Source organism: Mycobacteroides sp. H001, from assembly GCF_001440005.1.
GTDB lineage: Bacteria > Actinomycetota > Actinomycetes > Mycobacteriales > Mycobacteriaceae > Mycobacterium > Mycobacterium gwanakae.
This window is the reverse complement of sequence record NZ_LJYH01000030.1, coordinates 117,741-133,083: the sequence shown is the minus strand read 5'-3', so window position 1 is coordinate 133,083 and position 15,343 is coordinate 117,741. Positions and strand designations below refer to the sequence as shown.

General features: G+C 65.3%; 20 protein-coding genes and 1 pseudogene. 11 read left to right on the top strand and 10 right to left on the bottom strand.

The features are described from left to right. Positions 1-9: 9 nt before the first annotated feature. Positions 10-846 (bottom strand): alpha/beta hydrolase, encoded by an 837-nt coding sequence (locus AOT83_RS13550; protein ID WP_057964829.1) that lies wholly within the window; start codon positions 844-846, stop codon positions 10-12. An 11-nt stretch (positions 847-857) separates the two neighbouring features. Next, the gene (locus AOT83_RS13545) at positions 858-1,826 is read right to left on the bottom strand and encodes an o-succinylbenzoate synthase (protein ID WP_078344420.1); all 969 of its coding nucleotides are present in this window, start codon (positions 1,824-1,826) and stop codon (positions 858-860) included. A 137-nt stretch (positions 1,827-1,963) separates the two neighbouring features. Here AOT83_RS13545 and AOT83_RS13540 point away from each other — a divergent pair, with 137 nt between their 5' ends. From AOT83_RS13540 to AOT83_RS13530, 3 genes are read left to right on the top strand one after another with little or no spacing between them, the layout of a single operon-like run. Next, entirely contained in the window at positions 1,964-2,290 is a 327-nt protein-coding gene (locus AOT83_RS13540) for a hypothetical protein (protein WP_030096562.1), read from the top strand. 59 nt (positions 2,291-2,349) lie between these two features. Beyond that, positions 2,350-3,051 carry a Clp protease N-terminal domain-containing protein gene (locus tag AOT83_RS13535; protein WP_057964830.1) on the top strand — a complete coding sequence of 234 codons (702 nt, stop codon included), beginning with the start codon at positions 2,350-2,352 and terminating at the stop codon, positions 3,049-3,051. Between the two features lie 33 nt (positions 3,052-3,084). Further along, a complete protein-coding gene (locus AOT83_RS13530; RefSeq protein WP_057964831.1) occupies positions 3,085-3,534 on the top strand; it encodes a nitroreductase/quinone reductase family protein in 450 nt (149 codons plus the stop codon). Here the strand turns inward: AOT83_RS13530 and AOT83_RS13525 are convergent. Further along, positions 3,531-4,724 carry a GGDEF domain-containing protein gene (locus AOT83_RS13525; protein ID WP_057964832.1) on the bottom strand — a complete coding sequence of 398 codons (1,194 nt, stop codon included), beginning with the start codon at positions 4,722-4,724 and terminating at the stop codon, positions 3,531-3,533. The two genes, AOT83_RS13530 and AOT83_RS13525, sit on opposite strands and share 4 nt — an antisense overlap. Then, complete coding sequence (locus AOT83_RS13520) at positions 4,725-5,732, bottom strand: pirin family protein (protein WP_057964925.1); 1,008 nt, start codon at positions 5,730-5,732, stop codon at positions 4,725-4,727. A 49-nt stretch (positions 5,733-5,781) separates the two neighbouring features. On the opposite strand from AOT83_RS13520, the gene AOT83_RS13515 reads away from it, so the two are divergent. From AOT83_RS13515 to AOT83_RS13500, 4 genes are all read left to right on the top strand, one after another. Continuing rightward, a complete protein-coding gene (locus AOT83_RS13515; protein WP_030096557.1) occupies positions 5,782-6,132 on the top strand; it encodes a GNAT family N-acetyltransferase in 351 nt (116 codons plus the stop codon). After that, positions 6,129-6,587, top strand: a complete 459-nt coding sequence (locus tag AOT83_RS13510; protein ID WP_057964833.1) for a carboxymuconolactone decarboxylase family protein — start codon at positions 6,129-6,131, stop codon at positions 6,585-6,587. Before AOT83_RS13515 ends, AOT83_RS13510 begins: the two co-directional genes overlap by 4 nt. 155 nt (positions 6,588-6,742) lie before the next feature. Continuing rightward, positions 6,743-7,393 (top strand): hypothetical protein, encoded by a 651-nt coding sequence (locus AOT83_RS13505; RefSeq protein WP_030096555.1) that lies wholly within the window; start codon positions 6,743-6,745, stop codon positions 7,391-7,393. A gap of 56 nt (positions 7,394-7,449) precedes the next feature. Continuing rightward, entirely contained in the window at positions 7,450-8,370 is a 921-nt protein-coding gene (locus AOT83_RS13500) for a 1,4-dihydroxy-2-naphthoyl-CoA synthase (RefSeq protein ID WP_030096554.1), read from the top strand. A gap of 16 nt (positions 8,371-8,386) precedes the next feature. Here the strand turns inward: AOT83_RS13500 and AOT83_RS27630 are convergent, their stop codons facing one another. The 3 genes from AOT83_RS27630 to AOT83_RS13485 form a co-directional block, all read right to left on the bottom strand. Then, on the bottom strand, positions 8,387-8,920 hold the full coding sequence (locus tag AOT83_RS27630) for a hypothetical protein (RefSeq protein ID WP_057964834.1): 534 nt from the start codon (positions 8,918-8,920) through the stop codon (positions 8,387-8,389). Next, positions 8,917-9,576: a hypothetical protein gene (locus tag AOT83_RS13490; protein WP_057964835.1), complete on the bottom strand. Its 660-nt coding sequence runs from the start codon at positions 9,574-9,576 to the stop codon at positions 8,917-8,919. Before AOT83_RS13490 ends, AOT83_RS27630 begins: the two co-directional genes overlap by 4 nt. 94 nt (positions 9,577-9,670) lie before the next feature. Then, positions 9,671-10,507, bottom strand: coding sequence for an NAD(P)-dependent oxidoreductase (locus tag AOT83_RS13485; protein ID WP_046254758.1), 837 nt, complete (start codon positions 10,505-10,507; stop codon positions 9,671-9,673). A gap of 132 nt (positions 10,508-10,639) precedes the next feature. Between AOT83_RS13485 and AOT83_RS13480 the strand changes: the two genes are divergently transcribed. Together AOT83_RS13480 and AOT83_RS13475 are read left to right on the top strand one after the other, a co-directional pair. Continuing rightward, positions 10,640-11,524, top strand: coding sequence for an SDR family oxidoreductase (locus AOT83_RS13480; protein ID WP_030096550.1), 885 nt, complete (start codon positions 10,640-10,642; stop codon positions 11,522-11,524). A 28-nt stretch (positions 11,525-11,552) separates the two neighbouring features. Next, positions 11,553-11,939, top strand: coding sequence for a VOC family protein (locus AOT83_RS13475; protein WP_057964836.1), 387 nt, complete (start codon positions 11,553-11,555; stop codon positions 11,937-11,939). Between the two features lie 28 nt (positions 11,940-11,967). On the opposite strand, the gene AOT83_RS13470 is transcribed toward AOT83_RS13475, so the two are convergent. The 3 genes and pseudogenes from AOT83_RS13470 to AOT83_RS28180 all read right to left on the bottom strand — a co-directional run bounded on the left by AOT83_RS13470 (position 11,968) and on the right by AOT83_RS28180 (position 13,762). After that, positions 11,968-12,249 carry a hypothetical protein gene (locus AOT83_RS13470; RefSeq protein ID WP_030096548.1) on the bottom strand — a complete coding sequence of 94 codons (282 nt, stop codon included), beginning with the start codon at positions 12,247-12,249 and terminating at the stop codon, positions 11,968-11,970. A 30-nt stretch (positions 12,250-12,279) separates the two neighbouring features. Next, positions 12,280-13,563, bottom strand: coding sequence for an inorganic phosphate transporter (locus AOT83_RS13465; RefSeq protein ID WP_030096547.1), 1,284 nt, complete (start codon positions 13,561-13,563; stop codon positions 12,280-12,282). Continuing rightward, positions 13,548-13,762, bottom strand: a pseudogene (locus tag AOT83_RS28180) (hypothetical protein). The gene AOT83_RS13465 and the pseudogene AOT83_RS28180 overlap by 16 nt, the downstream one beginning before the upstream one ends. A gap of 62 nt (positions 13,763-13,824) precedes the next feature. Here AOT83_RS28180 and AOT83_RS13460 point away from each other — a divergent pair. Then, a complete protein-coding gene (locus AOT83_RS13460; protein WP_030096546.1) occupies positions 13,825-14,166 on the top strand; it encodes a DUF3349 domain-containing protein in 342 nt (113 codons plus the stop codon). Continuing rightward, positions 14,163-15,311, top strand: coding sequence for an o-succinylbenzoate--CoA ligase (menE, locus tag AOT83_RS13455; RefSeq protein WP_075908018.1), 1,149 nt, complete (start codon positions 14,163-14,165; stop codon positions 15,309-15,311). Before AOT83_RS13460 ends, menE begins: the two co-directional genes overlap by 4 nt. Positions 15,312-15,343 lie beyond the last annotated feature (32 nt).

Here is a 15,343-nt window from a genome sequence, read left to right as displayed (position 1 = left end):
ATCAGGGTGTCATACCGCCTGTGAGGCGCTCGCAAAGAACTCCAGGATCACGCGGTTGACCTCGTCGGGGCGTTCGATGAAGCCCAGGTGCCCGGCGTCGGCAATCTCGACGTAGGTACCGCCGGGGATGGCGTCGGCCACCTCCCGGCCGAGGTATGGCGGCAGGGTCATATCGTCACTGAACCCGATGACCAGCGACGGGACCGTGATGCCTGAGTACGCACCGGGCCGGTCGGGGCCGGGAATGGCACTGCGCTGGTAATCGATGCCACCCGAGGTCGGCTCCGGCCACAGCGTGAACATGTCGATCCAGTCCTTGATCGCGGCATCGTTGTTGAGGGTCTTCGGCGAGAAGTTCAACAGCAGACGCATGGCCGCCTGGTATGCCGCCGGCACCTGCACACCGGATGCGGACAGTTCGAGCTCGGCCTTGCGGAAGAACGATCGGGTGGAGTCCTCGCGACCCCGCGTTCCCATGAACACCGCTGCGGTCACCAGATCCGGACGGGTGAGGGCGAGCTCCTGGGCGATGAGCGCGCCCATGGAGAACCCGACCAACCGGGCCGGGGCCGCGCCGAGGCTCTCGATGAGCGCCGCGGCATCGGCCACCATGTCCTGCAGGGTGAAGCCGTCGGCGCACTCGGTGGTCGGCGGTATCCCCCGGTTGTTGAAGGTGATGGTGCGATAACCCGCGGCGCGGAACGCCGGTACCTGGTGCAGGTGCCAGCTGCGCCCCGCACCACCGCGCCCGGAGATGAAGACGACGGGGTCACCGGAGGCGCCGAGCGCCAGGGGCCCACGATCGTCGTAACTGATCTGGATGCCGTTGATGTTCGCGAGAGGCACGTTGAGAGAACCTACCGGTTCAGCAGCGGGTAGCAGTCGGCCACACGGCGCCGCCACCAGTCGCGGCGGTCGGTGGGAGCGGCGAGTGTCGCGAGCCGGGCTGGGTCGGGTGTGAACGACGACACCGGCAGGTAGCCGTCCTCGGGCGTCGGCGCCTGCGCCACATCCTCGACAAAGAATCCCCCGGTCCCCAATCCGCAGGCATGCTCGAGCACCGGCAGTGCGGCGGCCGCACGCAAACCGATACCGATACCGACCGCGCTGTCCAGGGCGCTGGAGATCACCGCAGGCATGCCGATCCGCGAGGCGATATCCAGCAGCGCGGCCACCCCGCCGAGTGGGGCCACCTTGAGCACCGCGATATCGGCCGCGCAAGCCCGCACAACACGCATCGGATCGCTCGCACGCCTGATGCTCTCGTCGGCCGCGATCGGCACATCCGGGAGCCGCCGGCGTACCTCCGCCAGTTCCTCGACCGTGGCGCAGGGTTGTTCGGCGTACTCCAGAGCTCCGGTACGCGTCAATGCCCTCAGTGCCTCAACGGCCTGCTCGACAGTCCATCCCGCGTTGGCGTCCACCCGTACGGTGGAAATCTGTGCGCGAACCGCCTCGACGCGCGCGATGTCCTCATCCAGGGCCTGCCCGGGCTCGGCCACCTTGACCTTGGCGGTGCGGGCGCCAGGAAAACGAGCCAGCACGTCGGGCACCTCCGCAGCGGCCACCGCGGGCACGGTGGCGTTGACCGGAATTCGGGTGCGCCGAGGCTCCGGGAGCTCGGTGTAAGCGGCCTCGATCGCCGAGGCCAACCAGGCCGAGGCCTCAGGCGGCTGGTACTCGGGAAAGGCACCAAACTCACCCCAGCCCGCAGGGCCGTCGATCAACGCCACCTCACGGGTGGTGATGCCGCGGAATCGGACCCGCATGGGCAGGGCGACGACGTGCAGCCGGTCCAGCACATCGTCTAACGCGGGCAGCTCCACAACTGCGATCGTCGCATGCAATTCAGAACGTCCAGCGAGAAGCCCTGGCTGGGTCGCGAAAGTGACTTTGGCTTCTAGAGCCACGCCATAGCCGGGTGCAAATCTGCCCACATCGGTGGATAGGCAAAGGAGAACAGATGCTGACGGTTCACGGTCTCGCGGGATTTCAATCGGGCTGCCGGTGCGCGGGCTGTTCCACGGCCGAGTCGGAGCGACTGCAGCGAATCGGTGACTCAGAACGCGAACGCTGGGAGCTGATCAACCAACGGGCCACCCGGCGAACCCAGCGCTACTTCGCCGACGCCGGGAATCATCCGTTGAACTGGCAGAAGCCCTGGACCACCGAGGAGATCGACAAGGCCCTGGACGCGTCGACCACCGCGGCACAAGTCGCGGCTCACCTGGGGCGCTCGATCGGGGCCGTCCATGCGGCACGGCGGCGGTTCGGCCCGCGCGCCAGTTGAGGCCACCAACTGGTCAACTTTCGGTTGACAGTGCGGTATCGTCAACTTAAAGTTGACGCATGGCCGAGTTTTCCCTCTCTCTCGACAACTTGATCGAGTCGGTGCGCGGGATGCATCCCGACGGCACCGCCTTGGACCGCCTGTCCGATGCGATGTTGCTAGCCGGACGGCTCTCCGATCATGCCGATGCCCTGATCGGACATTTCGTAGACCAGGCCCGACGCTCTGGCGCCTCCTGGAGCGAAATCGGGTCCAGCATGGGCGTCTCCAAGCAGGCGGCGCAGAAGCGCTTCGTGCCATCGGTACGGATGTTCTCCCGCTTCACCGACCGGGCCCGGCGATCGGTCGTGGCAGCAGCAGGATTCGCACTCACCGATGGCACACCGATCACCGTCGACCACCTTCTGGCCGGAACCGTGAGTGATCCGAAAGGACTCGCCGCACTTATCGTTTCGCAGTCCGGGATAAGCACCGAAGCCCTAGGGATTCCCGCGCGGGCGCTACCCGACTACGAGACCGTCGCCCCGAAACTGCCCACCGCGGAATTCGACGGTGATGCACAGGAGGCACTGGAAGCCACATTGCACACCGCACTTCGGCTGGGCCACAACTACATCGGTACCGAGCACCTGCTGCTGGCAATCCTGTCCGGCCACACGGAAATCTCCCGAAAGCTCTCCGATCTGGGCCTCAACGCACTGGTGGCCGAAGAGCAGGTGAACCGCCTGCTCGGCGACATTTTGGACGGTAGAACCCCCTAGTCAGCGCGACCCCAGGGGGCGTACCCTAATGTCATGCCAGTTGACATCAAGCCCGTTCCCAAATGGCTCAGATACTTCAACAAGGTCGTCATCGGCGGGCACAAGATAGGCCTCAAATTGCCGATGGTGGTCCTCACCGTGCCGGGCGCCAAGTCGGGCAAGCCGCGGCCGACTCCCATCACACCGTTCACACTCGACGACCACCGCTATGCCGTCGGCGGAGTTCCCGGATCGTCATGGATTACCAACGCACGCAAGGCCAAAGAGGGCACCCTGACCCAAGGCCGCCGCACCCAGCGGGTCCGGATCGTCGAGCTGTCGCCCGAAGATTCCCGACCGGTGCTGCGCGCGTTTCCGGTCGAGGTACCCACCGGAGTCGGCTTCATCAGAAACGCCGGACTGGTCAAAGAGGGCACCCCCGATGAGTTCGAAGCTCTCGCCGGGATTGCCGCCGTCTTCCGGTTTGATCCGCTGGAAGGCTAGGCGCCCGACTGCCACACGTAGTGATCACCGGAATCCAATCCCGGGTGAAGGATCCGAGATTGGTTGCCGCCATTGCGCTTCGCCTCATACATCGCACGATCGGCGCAGGCCGTCAGTACATCGATGGCCTCTCGTGATGCCGCCGACGCCACACTGGAAACCGGCTGCGCCGCCACCCCCACACTCGCGGTCACCGCGATGCCTGCCGGCTTGGACGCCGTCACCGCTTCCCGGAGCCGGGTGGCGAAATCGACGACGGCATGCGCAGGGCAGATTGTCACTACGATGAACTCCTCACCGCCCGAGCGGCCCACCGTGTTTCCCCGCATCGATTCGCCCACGAACGCGTTGGCCAGGTCGACAAGCACCCGGTCACCCCTGCCGTGGCCGTACTGATCGTTGATCGACTTGAAGCGATCGATATCGACGATGGCGGCGGCGACCACTCGGTCGCCTTCCAACCCGTGCGCACGCATCAACCCGCCGTGCAGACGCTGCCACTCGCCGTAGATGCCGCGCCGGTTGAGCAGCCCGGTGAGCGGATCACGCTGTGCCGCCAGCGCATCCAAGCGCACGACCGCGATCCCGAATTGGATGACCATGGGTATCAACACCACGACCACCAGCATGCTGGTCACCTTCACGACCGCGGTCATCGCCGCACCCACCGTGCCCTCGGCAAGCAGACGCAGCGACAGCGCGAAGATCACCGGGCCGCACCACGCCACGTGCGCCAGCAGCAGCCGGTTACCCAGGAAGAAGCTGACGTACGCGCCGACCGGCGTGAACAGCACCGTTCCCACCAAACCTGCCAGTGGGTCGGAATCCTGCCAGCAGGCCACCGCGATTCCGACGTCGGCGAAGGCGACAAACGCGACCGCTTCACGCAGAGAAGGCCACGGCCCTACCACCCAGCGCACCGCCCAACCCAGCGCGCCGAGAGCGCACACCACGACGATGGCGCGACCCACCGTGCTTCGGGGCCCGGTGTCGCTGAACTGCACCGCCACGCAGATCGCCGCGAAAATCAACGCATACCCGCCGATGAGGTTGCGAACGGTCCGATCGAGCTTGCGTTCCCGCAGGAAGGCCCGCAACCAGCCCGTCGGGACCGGCTCGGTCCACCACTGGAGCAGAAAACTCATCCAGGCAGTGGCACGGACGTACGAGACAATTCTGTTCAGCGGCATCTAAATTCCCGGGTTGGCGGTCGGCGCGTTGCGCCTCGGGACCATCCGCACGGTCGGCAGTGGCGGAGCAGGCAAACGAGGCACCGCACCCTCATATCCCTGCACCTGCCCGAAGCGCTCGGACTCGGCCTGCCACTCCTCGCGAAACCCCGCGATCTCGTCGTGATCACGGCCGACGAAGTTCCACCACATCACGATCTGCTCACCGAACGGCCTGCCGCCCAACAGGATCGCCCGCGCTACCGCATCGGTCGGGTTGAGCACGGTGAGCTGATCGACGCCAGTACCGACGTATCCAAGCTCGCCCCGCGACAACCTGGTTCCGGACAACTCCACCGCCTCGGTGTCCACCAGCAGCCCGTGCTCAAAACCGGGATCGACGTCGAATCGCACCAGGCTGCGCGGTTGCAATGTCAGCTCGGCACCAAGTAACGGCGTGGCAGTGCGCACCGGCGATACCTGCCCCGCCAGGGTCCCCAAAAACACACGCAGACTAACGCCGCCCACGGCGACCGCATCGGGCGCGTAATGCTGAAAATCCCGTGCCGCGTCCCGGGATTCATCAGGCAACGCGACCCATAGCTGTACGCCGTGCAGCGTGGTGGTGTGGGCCGTCGACACCTCCGAGTGGCAGATGCCGTGCCCACCCGTCATCAGGTTGAGCTCCCCTGGCCGCACCATCGCGTGCACTCCGTTGCTATCGCGATGCTCGATCTCTCCGGCGAACAGCCAGCTGACCGTCTGCAGTCCGGTATGCGGATGGGGCGCCACATCCATGCCGCCGGACTGCGCGATGTCATCGGGTCCGTAGTGGTCGGCGAAGCACCAGGCGCCGATCAGCGATCTCCCGGCCTGAGGCAGGGTCCGCAGCACCGTCATCGCACGTGGCCCCCCGAGAGGAACCTCTCGGGGAGTGAGTATTTCGACCACCGGACGGCCACGTCCATCCCGCGGGCACGGCCCACCCTCGCAGCGGGTCTCCGTCGGGGCTGTCTCGGTATTGCTCATGTCCTCATCATCGGCCGAACTCACGGTGCGTGCGGCATAGTTGGTCACCATGGACGGATCCGAATCCACCACGACGGTCGCCGACGCACCCGATAACCACCGATTCGAGATAACGGCAGACGACGAACGCGCGGGCTTCACCGAATACCTGGATACCGCACTGAGCGGCACGAAGGTGCGGATTTTCTATCACACGGAGATCGACGAGAAGTTCGGCGGCCGCGGCCTCGCCGGGACACTCGTTGAGTCGGCCCTGATATCCACACGGTCCACCGGGCGCAGGATCGTCCCGGTGTGCCCGTACGTCCGGAAATTCGTCGGCAAGCACCATGAGTTCGACGACATCGTCGACCCGGTGACACCGGACGCACTTGCCGCGGTCGAGGCCCGCCAGGGATGACCGCGAAGCGTGTCTACATCGACAAGCAGACTCCGTCCGTCTACCAGGGGCTGACCAAAACCGCCGCCGAACTCCGCGCCCAGGCCACCGAGGCCGGGCTCTCGCGAACAACGCTGGAATTGGTCAATATTCGCGTATCCCAACTCAATCGCTGCCTGTTCTGTCTCGATCTGCACACACGGGTCGCATTCGAGGAAGGCGAGTCAGCTCAGCGGATCGCAGTACTGCCGGTGTGGCAGGAGGCCGGGTTGTTCACCGATGTCGAGCGCGCGGCCCTGACGATCGCCGAAGCCGTGACGGAGGTCACCGCCGGCCACCTCACCGATGAGCAGTACGCCGCCGCGCGGGAGCATCTCTCCGACGATCAGGTATCAGTGCTGGTCTGGTCGGCCATCATGATCAACACGTTCAATCGGATCTCGATTCTGAGCCGCCACCCGATCAAGCGGCGCTGATCCCCGGCACTTGGCGCGGGAATACAACCGAGCCACCATGAGTTAGATTTCTTACGCCAGGCTAATGATCTGGCCATTGACATATCTCACGGGGAAGGTATTCGACGATGCCTCAGGTGCGTGCCACACGTTTCCGCAAGTCAGCGCGCGCGATAGTGGTCGCCGCGACGCTGGCTACCGCTCTGTCCGGGTGCACTGTCTACAAGACGCTCACCAAGCCCTCGGAGACTCCCCCGCCGCCGCCCGCGACCTCACAGATCAGCGACCAAGACCAGATACGTCAAGTCACCGCCCAGCTCGGCAAGGCCCTCGGCAGCCTCGATCTGGACGCCGGTAATGCCCTGACCTGCCCGCGCTACCAGGTGTCCAGCCGCACCGCAGACGAGAAGCTCGTGCCCTCGATCAACTCGTGGCAGGGCGCCGAGGAAGCCTTGATGTACGGCGACACCTCCACCTTGTCCAGCAGTGTGGCACAACGATTCCCGAGTGCAGGAAGCAGCGAGCGCGCCACCCTGGTCAAGGCGATCGTCGGACGCGACCAGTTCGCTTATGCCGCGACCGTGCTGCAGGTGATCCGCGAGAACACCACCGTCGAGAAATTCGCGATCGACAACATCAAGATCATCGGCGACAGCGCCACCGGAGACATCACCGCGACCTACAGCTTTGGCGGTGCCGCTACCCAAACCCAGACCAAGCCGAACCAGTTCCGCAAGGAAGGTGGCAAGTGGGCCTGGTGCCAGCAGCCGCCGCCGGGCCTGTTTACCCAGTGGACGACATCCACGTCGGCACAGTCGTCGGCGTAGTCGTTCACGGGTAGCGTCGACCGGCCGCACACCGGGCGGCCTCTAGAGTCGGAGCCATGACCCAAGACGACGGGCAGACCGCCAATCCCTTTGACCCGACTCGCTGGCAGCCGGTGGCGGGATTCGAGGATCTGACCGACATCACCTATCACCGGCACGTCAGCCAAGGGACCGTCCGGATCGCGTTCGACCGGCCCGAGGTGCGCAATGCCTTCCGGCCGCACACCGTCGATGAGCTCTACCGAACCCTGGACCACGCCCGGATGACCTCCGATGTCGGGGCGGTGCTGCTCACCGGGAACGGCCCCAGCCCCAAGGACGGCGGCTGGGCATTCTGCTCCGGCGGCGATCAGCGCATCCGGGGCCGCACCGGCTACCAGTACGCCGGGGGCGAGACCGCCGAGACTGTGGACCCGGGCCGGGCGGGCCGCCTGCACATCCTGGAGGTGCAGCGCCTCATCCGCTTTATGCCAAAGGTGGTGATCGCCTTGGTGAATGGATGGGCCGCCGGTGGTGGACACAGCCTGCACGTGGTGTGCGACCTGACCTTGGCCAGCCGCGAACACGCGCGCTTCAAGCAGACCGACGCCGATGTGGGCAGCTTCGACGGTGGCTACGGTAGCGCCTACCTGGCCAAGATGGTCGGGCAGAAATTCGCCCGTGAGATCTTCTTCCTGGGCCGCCCCTACACGGCCGAACAGATGCATCACATGGGCGCCGTCAACGAGGTCGTCGACCACGAACACCTGGAGACGGTCGCGCTGGAGTGGACCGCCGCCATCAACGAGAAGTCGCCCCAGGCACAACGAATGCTCAAGTACGCCTTCAACCTCACCGATGACGGGCTGGTCGGGCAGCAGCTGTTCGCCGGTGAGGCAACACGATTGGCCTACATGACCGATGAGGCCGTCGAGGGCCGTGACTCATTCCTGGAGAAGCGCAAGCCGGACTGGTCGCCCTACCCCTGGCACTACTAAGACCCGCGGGCCCAGCTCAGCACGGGTTGGGCCTGCAGCGACCGCCCGACGACGGCGCCGCGACCGTGACTGTCGTCGTGGACGTGACCGTTGTGGGTACGGTGACGGTCGTCGTATTGGTGACGGTAGTCGGCACCGTTTCTGTAGTTGTCTCGGTGGTGGTCGTTGTCGCCGTCTCGGTGGTGGTAGATGTCGCCGTCACGGTTGCCGTCGAGTGGGAGGTCACCGTCTCCGTCACCGTCCTGGTCGAGGTACCGGTTTCCGTTGCGGTGACAGTCACCGGCGCCGCCGCTGGTGTGGTGGAGACCGAATTGACTACCGGCGTAGGCGCATCACTCCCCCCGCCCGCCGACTGGGCGAGCGCGACGCGGGCACCCACCGCGCCGGTACCGATCACGATCGCCACCACCCCGGCCACCAGGTACCACGTCAGGATCTGGCCTCGCAGCTGTCCGATTCCGGTCGCCACCGATCGGGGAACGTCGACATGTACCGCTCGCCGATCACGCGCGACGGAACGCAGCAGCCCGCGAACGGCCGGATCGTTCATCGGTCCGCCCCCCGCGCGTAGGCGATCGGTGCGAGCACGCCGTCGGCAACCCGGAGTTCTGCTTGCACCTGCGAGGGCGTCAACCCGAGCATGTCCGAGAGATCATCGATGCCGACGTCGGCGAAGGCACTGAGTACCGCGGCCACCCGCTGAACCTGCGTCAACTGGGACAACGGGTTTGGCCCGGCGGCGGGACGCCCGGTCAGCGTGAGCCGCGAATGCGCCATCAGCGCGTGCACAAACCAGCACAACGTGAAGATCTGGATCGACTGATGCACCGGCCCGCGCCACTTGAGGGTCGCTTGGGCGATCGCCGTTTCCATCAATCGCTTGCCGACCTCCGGGTCGTCGCACAGCAGGCTCGCGCACTCTTCGAAGATCGGTTTTTGGATCTCAAATGTCCGCGCCAGCTCTTCTTCCCGCTGGGTGAGGTCGGCAGTTATCCGCAACCCGGACGGCAGACCGAATTCCACCTGTTTGATCGCGGGGAACAGCGCCAGCGTCAACGCCAGTAATCCCACAAACCCCAGCACACCCAGCAGCAGAGGACTGCGAACAAATGGCCCAGCGGCTAGCGCGGCAATCGCGACAGCGACGGGCAGCATGATGCGCGGCTGGAACAGATCCGTCCACCGCCGAGGCTCGGTCTTACACATCGCGAATACCCCTCTATACGAACTGCGTGGGGCAATCGTCGCCGCACCGTCGCGGGGAGAGCGCGAGTAACCGACTACTCGATTCTCCGGGCGGTTACCGCCCCGCGCGCTCCATCCAGAAGTCGAGTTCGAGGTCCTCTTCGGCGCATTGGCGATACTTCGAGAAGTCGGTGACGCCGGCCTCGGTGAGCACCTCGTCGTCGATGAAGCTGTTTCCGGTCACCTCGCGGCTGGGCTTGATCAGGATCTCGTACGCGGCGTCGGCCATGATCTCGGCCGAGCGGCAGCGCGCCACCAGCTCTGCGCCGAGGATGTTGCGGATGGCGGCGGTATCGATCGTGGTGCGGGGCCACAGCGAGTTCGACGCGATGCCGTACTCACGCAGTTCATGCGCCAGCCCGATGGCCACCAGGCTCATGGAGAATTTCGAGATCGTGTACGCGGTAGTGGTCTGATCGAACCACTTGGGTTCCAGCGTGATCGGCGGCGACAGGGTCAGGATGTGCGGATTGTCCGCCTCCTTGAGCGCGCCGATCGCCGACTTCGACAGCGAGAAGGCGCCCCGCGCGTTGATGTCCTGCATCAGGTCATAGGCCTTCATCGAAATCGATTCCGAGGGAGCCAGATTCAAGGCACTGGCATTGTTGACCACAATGTCGATCCCACCGAACCGCTCGACCGTCTGGGCCACGGCCGAGGCGACCACCTCGTCGTCACGGACGTCGCCGAGGATCGCCAGCGCCTGACCTCCGGCCGCCTCGATCTCTTCGGCGGCGGTGTAGATGGTGCCGGGAAGTTTCGGATGCGGCTCGGCCGTCTTCGCCATGATCGCGACATTCGCACCGTCACGCGCGGCCCGCAGTGCGATCGCCAGCCCAATGCCGCGGCTGCCTCCCGACATGATGATGGTCTTACCTGCCAGCGATCCCATAGCCACGTCCTTGTCGTCATAGGGGATGAGTGAGGCCAGCGTAGGACACCGCCGGTAAGGCATACCTTCGAGACCTAAGTCACCCAGGCCCGGCATTTCGCACTCATCGCAAGGGGCATACAGTTCTTACTCGTGAGTAAGAACTCGGTGAGCAAGCGACTCAACACCGCCTTTGCGCGCGCCCTGATGCAGCCTTTCCCCAGCCCATCGCTCATTCGGGCGAAGTTCGACGCAAACTACGGCGTCTCGGTCAAGGACAAGCGCGTTCTCATCACCGGCGCGTCCTCGGGTATCGGCGAGGAGGCCGCATACCAATTCGGCAAGCTCGGCGCCAAGGTCATCGTGGTGGCGCGGCGTGAAGACCTGCTGAACGAGGTCGCCGCGCGCATCACCGCCGCCGGCGGTACCGCGGATGCCATCGCATGCGACCTGTCCGACCTGGACGCCATCGACAAGCTGGTGCAGACCGTGAACGAGCGCCACGGCGGCATCGACATCCTGGTCAACAACGCCGGTCGCTCCATCCGGCGCAAGACCTACGAGTCTCTGGATCGCTGGCATGACGCCGAGCGGACCATGCAGCTCAACTACTTCTCGCCCCTGCGGCTGATCCGCGGGTTCGCACCCGGCATGGTCGAACGTCGCAGCGGCCACATCATCAACGTCGCGACCTGGGGAGTGCTCACGGACGTGGTGCCGCAGTTCGCGGTGTACAACGCCTCCAAAGCCGCACTCTCGACGGTGAGCCGCATCGTGGATGCCGAGTACGGCAAGTACAACGTGCACACCAGCACGCTCTACTTCCCCTTGGTGCGTACCCCGATGATCGCGCCGACCGAGGCATACACCAATGCGGCGGCGCTGACCTCCGCCGAAGCCGCCGAGTGGATGGTGCTGGCGGCCCGTACCCGGCCGGTGCGTATCGCCCCGCGAATTTCGGTGATGTCGGCCGCCACCAACGCAGTGGCGCCCAGCCTGGTGACAAAGGTGGCAATGTCGGGGCGCGAAACCCTTTAATATCCCGGCGCCCGTGATACACACGGGTATGGAGATATTGTCCAGCCGAATTTTGTTGCGGCCTAAGGACTATGACGCGACGCTGGCGTTCTATCGGGACACCCTGGGCCTCGCCGTCGCACGCGACTACGGAGCCGGCATGGTGTTTTTCGCCGGACAGTCCCTCATCGAGATCGCCGGGCACGGCCGCGCCGACGGCCCCCTCACCGCATTTCCGGGTGCCCTCTGGCTCCAGGTACGCGACGTGTATGCGACGCAGACCGACCTGGAGAGCCGCGGTGCCTCGATAAGCCGTGCCGCACAGCAGGAGCCGTGGGGTTTGCATGAAATGCATGTGGCGGCACCTGACGGCGTCACGCTGATCTTCGTGCAGATCCCACCGGACCACCCACTACGCAAAGACACCCGGCGGTAGTTCCGCCGGGTGTCTTTGGTTGGTCTCGTTACTTCTTGACGAACGGGAAGAAGTCGATGCCCGTGTGGTGGATGATCGTCGTCCGGGTGATCCACAACAGCGCGAGCACGACAACCGCTCCCACCAAAGTGAAGAGAGCCAGCCCCAGGAACTTCACGGCCGGGTTGGGTGCGGTGACCGTGCCGTCGTCATTGGCGCCGCCGGCACCCGAGGAGTAAGCGACGAGGCCCGCCGCGAACAAAGCGGGCAGACCCGCACCGAGGACCAACCCAACAACGAGCACCTTGCCGATGGCTTCCAAGTAGTTCATGGAGGATTCCTTCTTTTCGCTGGGGTTGGGTTAGACCGAGGCCGTGTCGTTGGCGGAGTCCTTCTTCGAGGCATCCTTGCTCTCGCCGGACGCTTCGGTCTTGGCCTCGCGGACATCGGCGGGCACCACCGAGTTGGTGGAGTCATCCCAATCGGCGTTGACGTTGCTCGAGTCGACCTTCTCCTGCTGAGCGCGCCACCACATGTAACCGGAGAGTCCGACCAGCAGGGCGAAGATGATCAGGTCGCCGACCATCGGCGTGGTGAGATCGCCGACGCCCTTGGAGAGCCAGTAGGACAGCGCGCCGACGATACCGGCGGCGGGCAAGGTGACCAGCCAGGCCAGCACCATGCGGCCGGCCACGGCCCAGCGCACCTCGGCGCCGGGCTTGCCGACGCCACTACCCAGGATGGAACCGGTGGCCACGTGTGTGGTGGACAGGGCCATACCGGCGGCGCTGGAGCTCAGGATGATCGCGGCCGAGGACGCTTCGGCTGCCAGACCCTGAGGCGATTCGATCTCGACGAGGCCCTTGCCCAGGGTCCGGATGACACGCCATCCACCGAGGTAGGTACCGAGGCCGATCGCGATGGCGCAGCTGGCGATGATCCAGAACGGCAGGCCGGTCTCCTTCACGTTTCCGCTCAGGTGGCCGGTGGTGATGAGCGCCAGGGCGATGACACCCATGGTCTTCTGTGCGTCGTTGGTTCCGTGCGAGAGCGCAACCAGGGAGGCGGTGGCGATCTGGCCCCAGCGGAAGCCCTCTTCACGACGCTTCTTCACCACGTTGCGGGTGATGCGGTAGACCAGCCAGGTACCGGCGGCCGCGACCAGGCCAGCGATGAGGGGGGCGGCGAACGCGGGGATGATGACCTTCTGCAGGATGCCGTCCCACTTCACGCCCGAGAGGCCGATGGCGGCGAGGGCGGCACCGATAAGGCCGCCGAAGAGTGCGTGCGACGAGCTGGACGGAATACCGAAGAGCCAGGTCAGCAGGTTCCACAGGATGCCGCCGATGAGGCCCGCGAAGATGATCGTCAGGCCCATGGACGGGGTGATGTTGGGCAGCAGATGACCTGTCTTGCTGTCTTGCACCTTGATAACCGAGGTGGTCACCGTGACGGCGACCTCGACAGAGAGGAAGGCGCCGACAAGGTTCAGGACGCCAGCAAGCAGAACCGCGGTCTTGGGCTTGAGTGCGCCCGTTGCGATGGACGTCGCCATGGCGTTACCGGTGTCATGAAACCCGTTGGTGAAGTCGAAGGCCAGTGCCGTTGCGATCAACAGCACCAGAATGATCATGGTTGCGTCCATGGCGCTAATTCTGGGGTAAAGGCCTTGACTTTGACCAGCTGATGGACGACCAAGTTTGGGCGCTGACCGGCCAGTTTGATATTTCCCGCAAGGAGTTCACATTCCGTTAACCTTCCGGGTGCTGACTGTTCGAACTGCGCGCGGGCTTCCTGGCTGAATGCGGCTAGTTTTGCCTGGCGACAACACCAACCAACAGCACTACGATCCGTACCAAGTCGATACGAATGGGACGGCCGCCCGTCCCTACAGGAGTTTGAGGCCGTGAACGCATTTCTGAGCAAGATCGTCACCTGGCTTCGGGCGGGATACCCCGAAGGTGTCCCGCCGCCCGACTATGTCCCGCTGTTGGCACTGCTTGGCCGCAGGTTGAGTAATGACGAGGTCAAGACCGTGGCCCGCGAACTGATGGCCCGCGGCGACTTCGACAACATCGATATCGCCGTGCTCATCACCCAGGTCACCGATGAGCTGCCCACCAGCGACGACATCGAGCGCGTCCGTGAGCGACTGGCGAAAAAGGGCTGGCCCCTGGATGATCCGCGCGAGCCCGCGGACCATCGTGACGAACCGGGCTCCGGTCAGGCCACCGACCACCCGGCGTGACCCGGCTACTGCGCGCCCTGCCCGTACCCAGCGGGCAGACCATGCTCGGCCTGCTCCCCCGCCTGGCGGAACTGCTGGACGGTCGCGGCGACGCGGTGCTGCCCGTACCTGCCGATGACGCCGATCAGGCACATTTCCTCGCCTCCGAACTCGCCGCCGACGAACCGATCGCCGAGGATGTGGCAGTGGTGGTGTCAACCTCCGGCACCACCGGAAAACCCAAGGGCGCCATGCTCACCGGAGACGCGCTGACCGCCAGTGGCGCCGCAACACACGCCCGCCTGGGCGGGACCGGCCAATGGCTACTGGCGCTGCCACCCCATCACATCGCCGGAATGCAGGTGTTGCTGCGCAGCATCCAGGCCGGAACCGAACCCGTGGTCCTCGACGTCTCGACGGGCTTTTCGCTACCCGACTTCGTGCGCGCCGCCGCCGAGATGACCGGAACCCGTCGATACATCTCCCTGGTGGCAATACAGCTGGCCAAGGCATTGGAAGACCCCGCCGCATCCGAGGTGCTCGCATCCTTTGACGCGGTCCTGCTGGGCGGTGGCCCGCTACCCGCGCCCGTCGCCATCCGGGCGGCGCAGGCACGTGTCCCGGTGATCCGGACCTACGGCATGAGCGAAACCTGCGGCGGATGCGTGTACGACGGGGTGGCCCTTCGCGGAGTCCAGGTGCGCATCGGGACGGAGGGCCAGATCAGCCTCGGCGGTGCCACCGTGGCGTTGGGCTATCGAAATATCACGAGCCACAAGGCATTTGCGGAGCCCGGATGGTTCCACACCGATGACTTCGGCGAGCTCCACGATGGCCGACTGCGGGTACTGGGCCGTCTGGATGAGGCCATCAGCACCGGCGGGCTCACCGTGGTTCCGCAGGTGGTGGAGGCAGCCCTGGCCACTCATCCGCTGGTCGCCGAATGCGCGGTGTTCGGTGTACCCGATGATCGGCTCGGCCAGCACGTCGCCGTGGCGGTCGTGCCGTCACCGGCGGGCACTCCGACGCTGGAGGATCTGCGGGCGCATGTCGCCGCCGCTCTCGAAGACACCGCCGCCCCGCGCGAACTGCATCTCCTCGACGAACTGCCCCGGCGCGGGATCGGGAAACTCGACCGCCGTGCCCTGATCAAACGCTTCTCTTGACCTCAAGCTCACTTGAGTTCATAGCGTTGTCC

Coding starts and splice junctions, on each gene's coding strand:
- AOT83_RS13485 (WP_046254758.1), bottom strand. CDS start 10,507: ATGGGATCGCTGGCAGGTAAGACCATCATCATGTCGGGAGGCAGCCGC.
- AOT83_RS13520 (WP_057964925.1), bottom strand. CDS start 5,732: ATGAGCAATACCGAGACAGCCCCGACGGAGACCCGCTGCGAGGGTGGG.
- AOT83_RS13530 (WP_057964831.1), top strand. CDS start 3,085: ATGCCAGTTGACATCAAGCCCGTTCCCAAATGGCTCAGATACTTCAAC.
- AOT83_RS13540 (WP_030096562.1), top strand. CDS start 1,964: ATGCTGACGGTTCACGGTCTCGCGGGATTTCAATCGGGCTGCCGGTGC.
- AOT83_RS13475 (WP_057964836.1), top strand. CDS start 11,553: ATGGAGATATTGTCCAGCCGAATTTTGTTGCGGCCTAAGGACTATGAC.
- AOT83_RS13510 (WP_057964833.1), top strand. CDS start 6,129: ATGACCGCGAAGCGTGTCTACATCGACAAGCAGACTCCGTCCGTCTAC.
- AOT83_RS13490 (WP_057964835.1), bottom strand. CDS start 9,576: ATGTGTAAGACCGAGCCTCGGCGGTGGACGGATCTGTTCCAGCCGCGC.
- AOT83_RS13515 (WP_030096557.1), top strand. CDS start 5,782: ATGGACGGATCCGAATCCACCACGACGGTCGCCGACGCACCCGATAAC.
- AOT83_RS27630 (WP_057964834.1), bottom strand. CDS start 8,920: ATGAACGATCCGGCCGTTCGCGGGCTGCTGCGTTCCGTCGCGCGTGAT.
- AOT83_RS13465 (WP_030096547.1), bottom strand. CDS start 13,563: ATGGACGCAACCATGATCATTCTGGTGCTGTTGATCGCAACGGCACTG.
- AOT83_RS13470 (WP_030096548.1), bottom strand. CDS start 12,249: ATGAACTACTTGGAAGCCATCGGCAAGGTGCTCGTTGTTGGGTTGGTC.
- AOT83_RS13525 (WP_057964832.1), bottom strand. CDS start 4,724: ATGCCGCTGAACAGAATTGTCTCGTACGTCCGTGCCACTGCCTGGATG.
- AOT83_RS13500 (WP_030096554.1), top strand. CDS start 7,450: ATGACCCAAGACGACGGGCAGACCGCCAATCCCTTTGACCCGACTCGC.
- AOT83_RS13535 (WP_057964830.1), top strand. CDS start 2,350: ATGGCCGAGTTTTCCCTCTCTCTCGACAACTTGATCGAGTCGGTGCGC.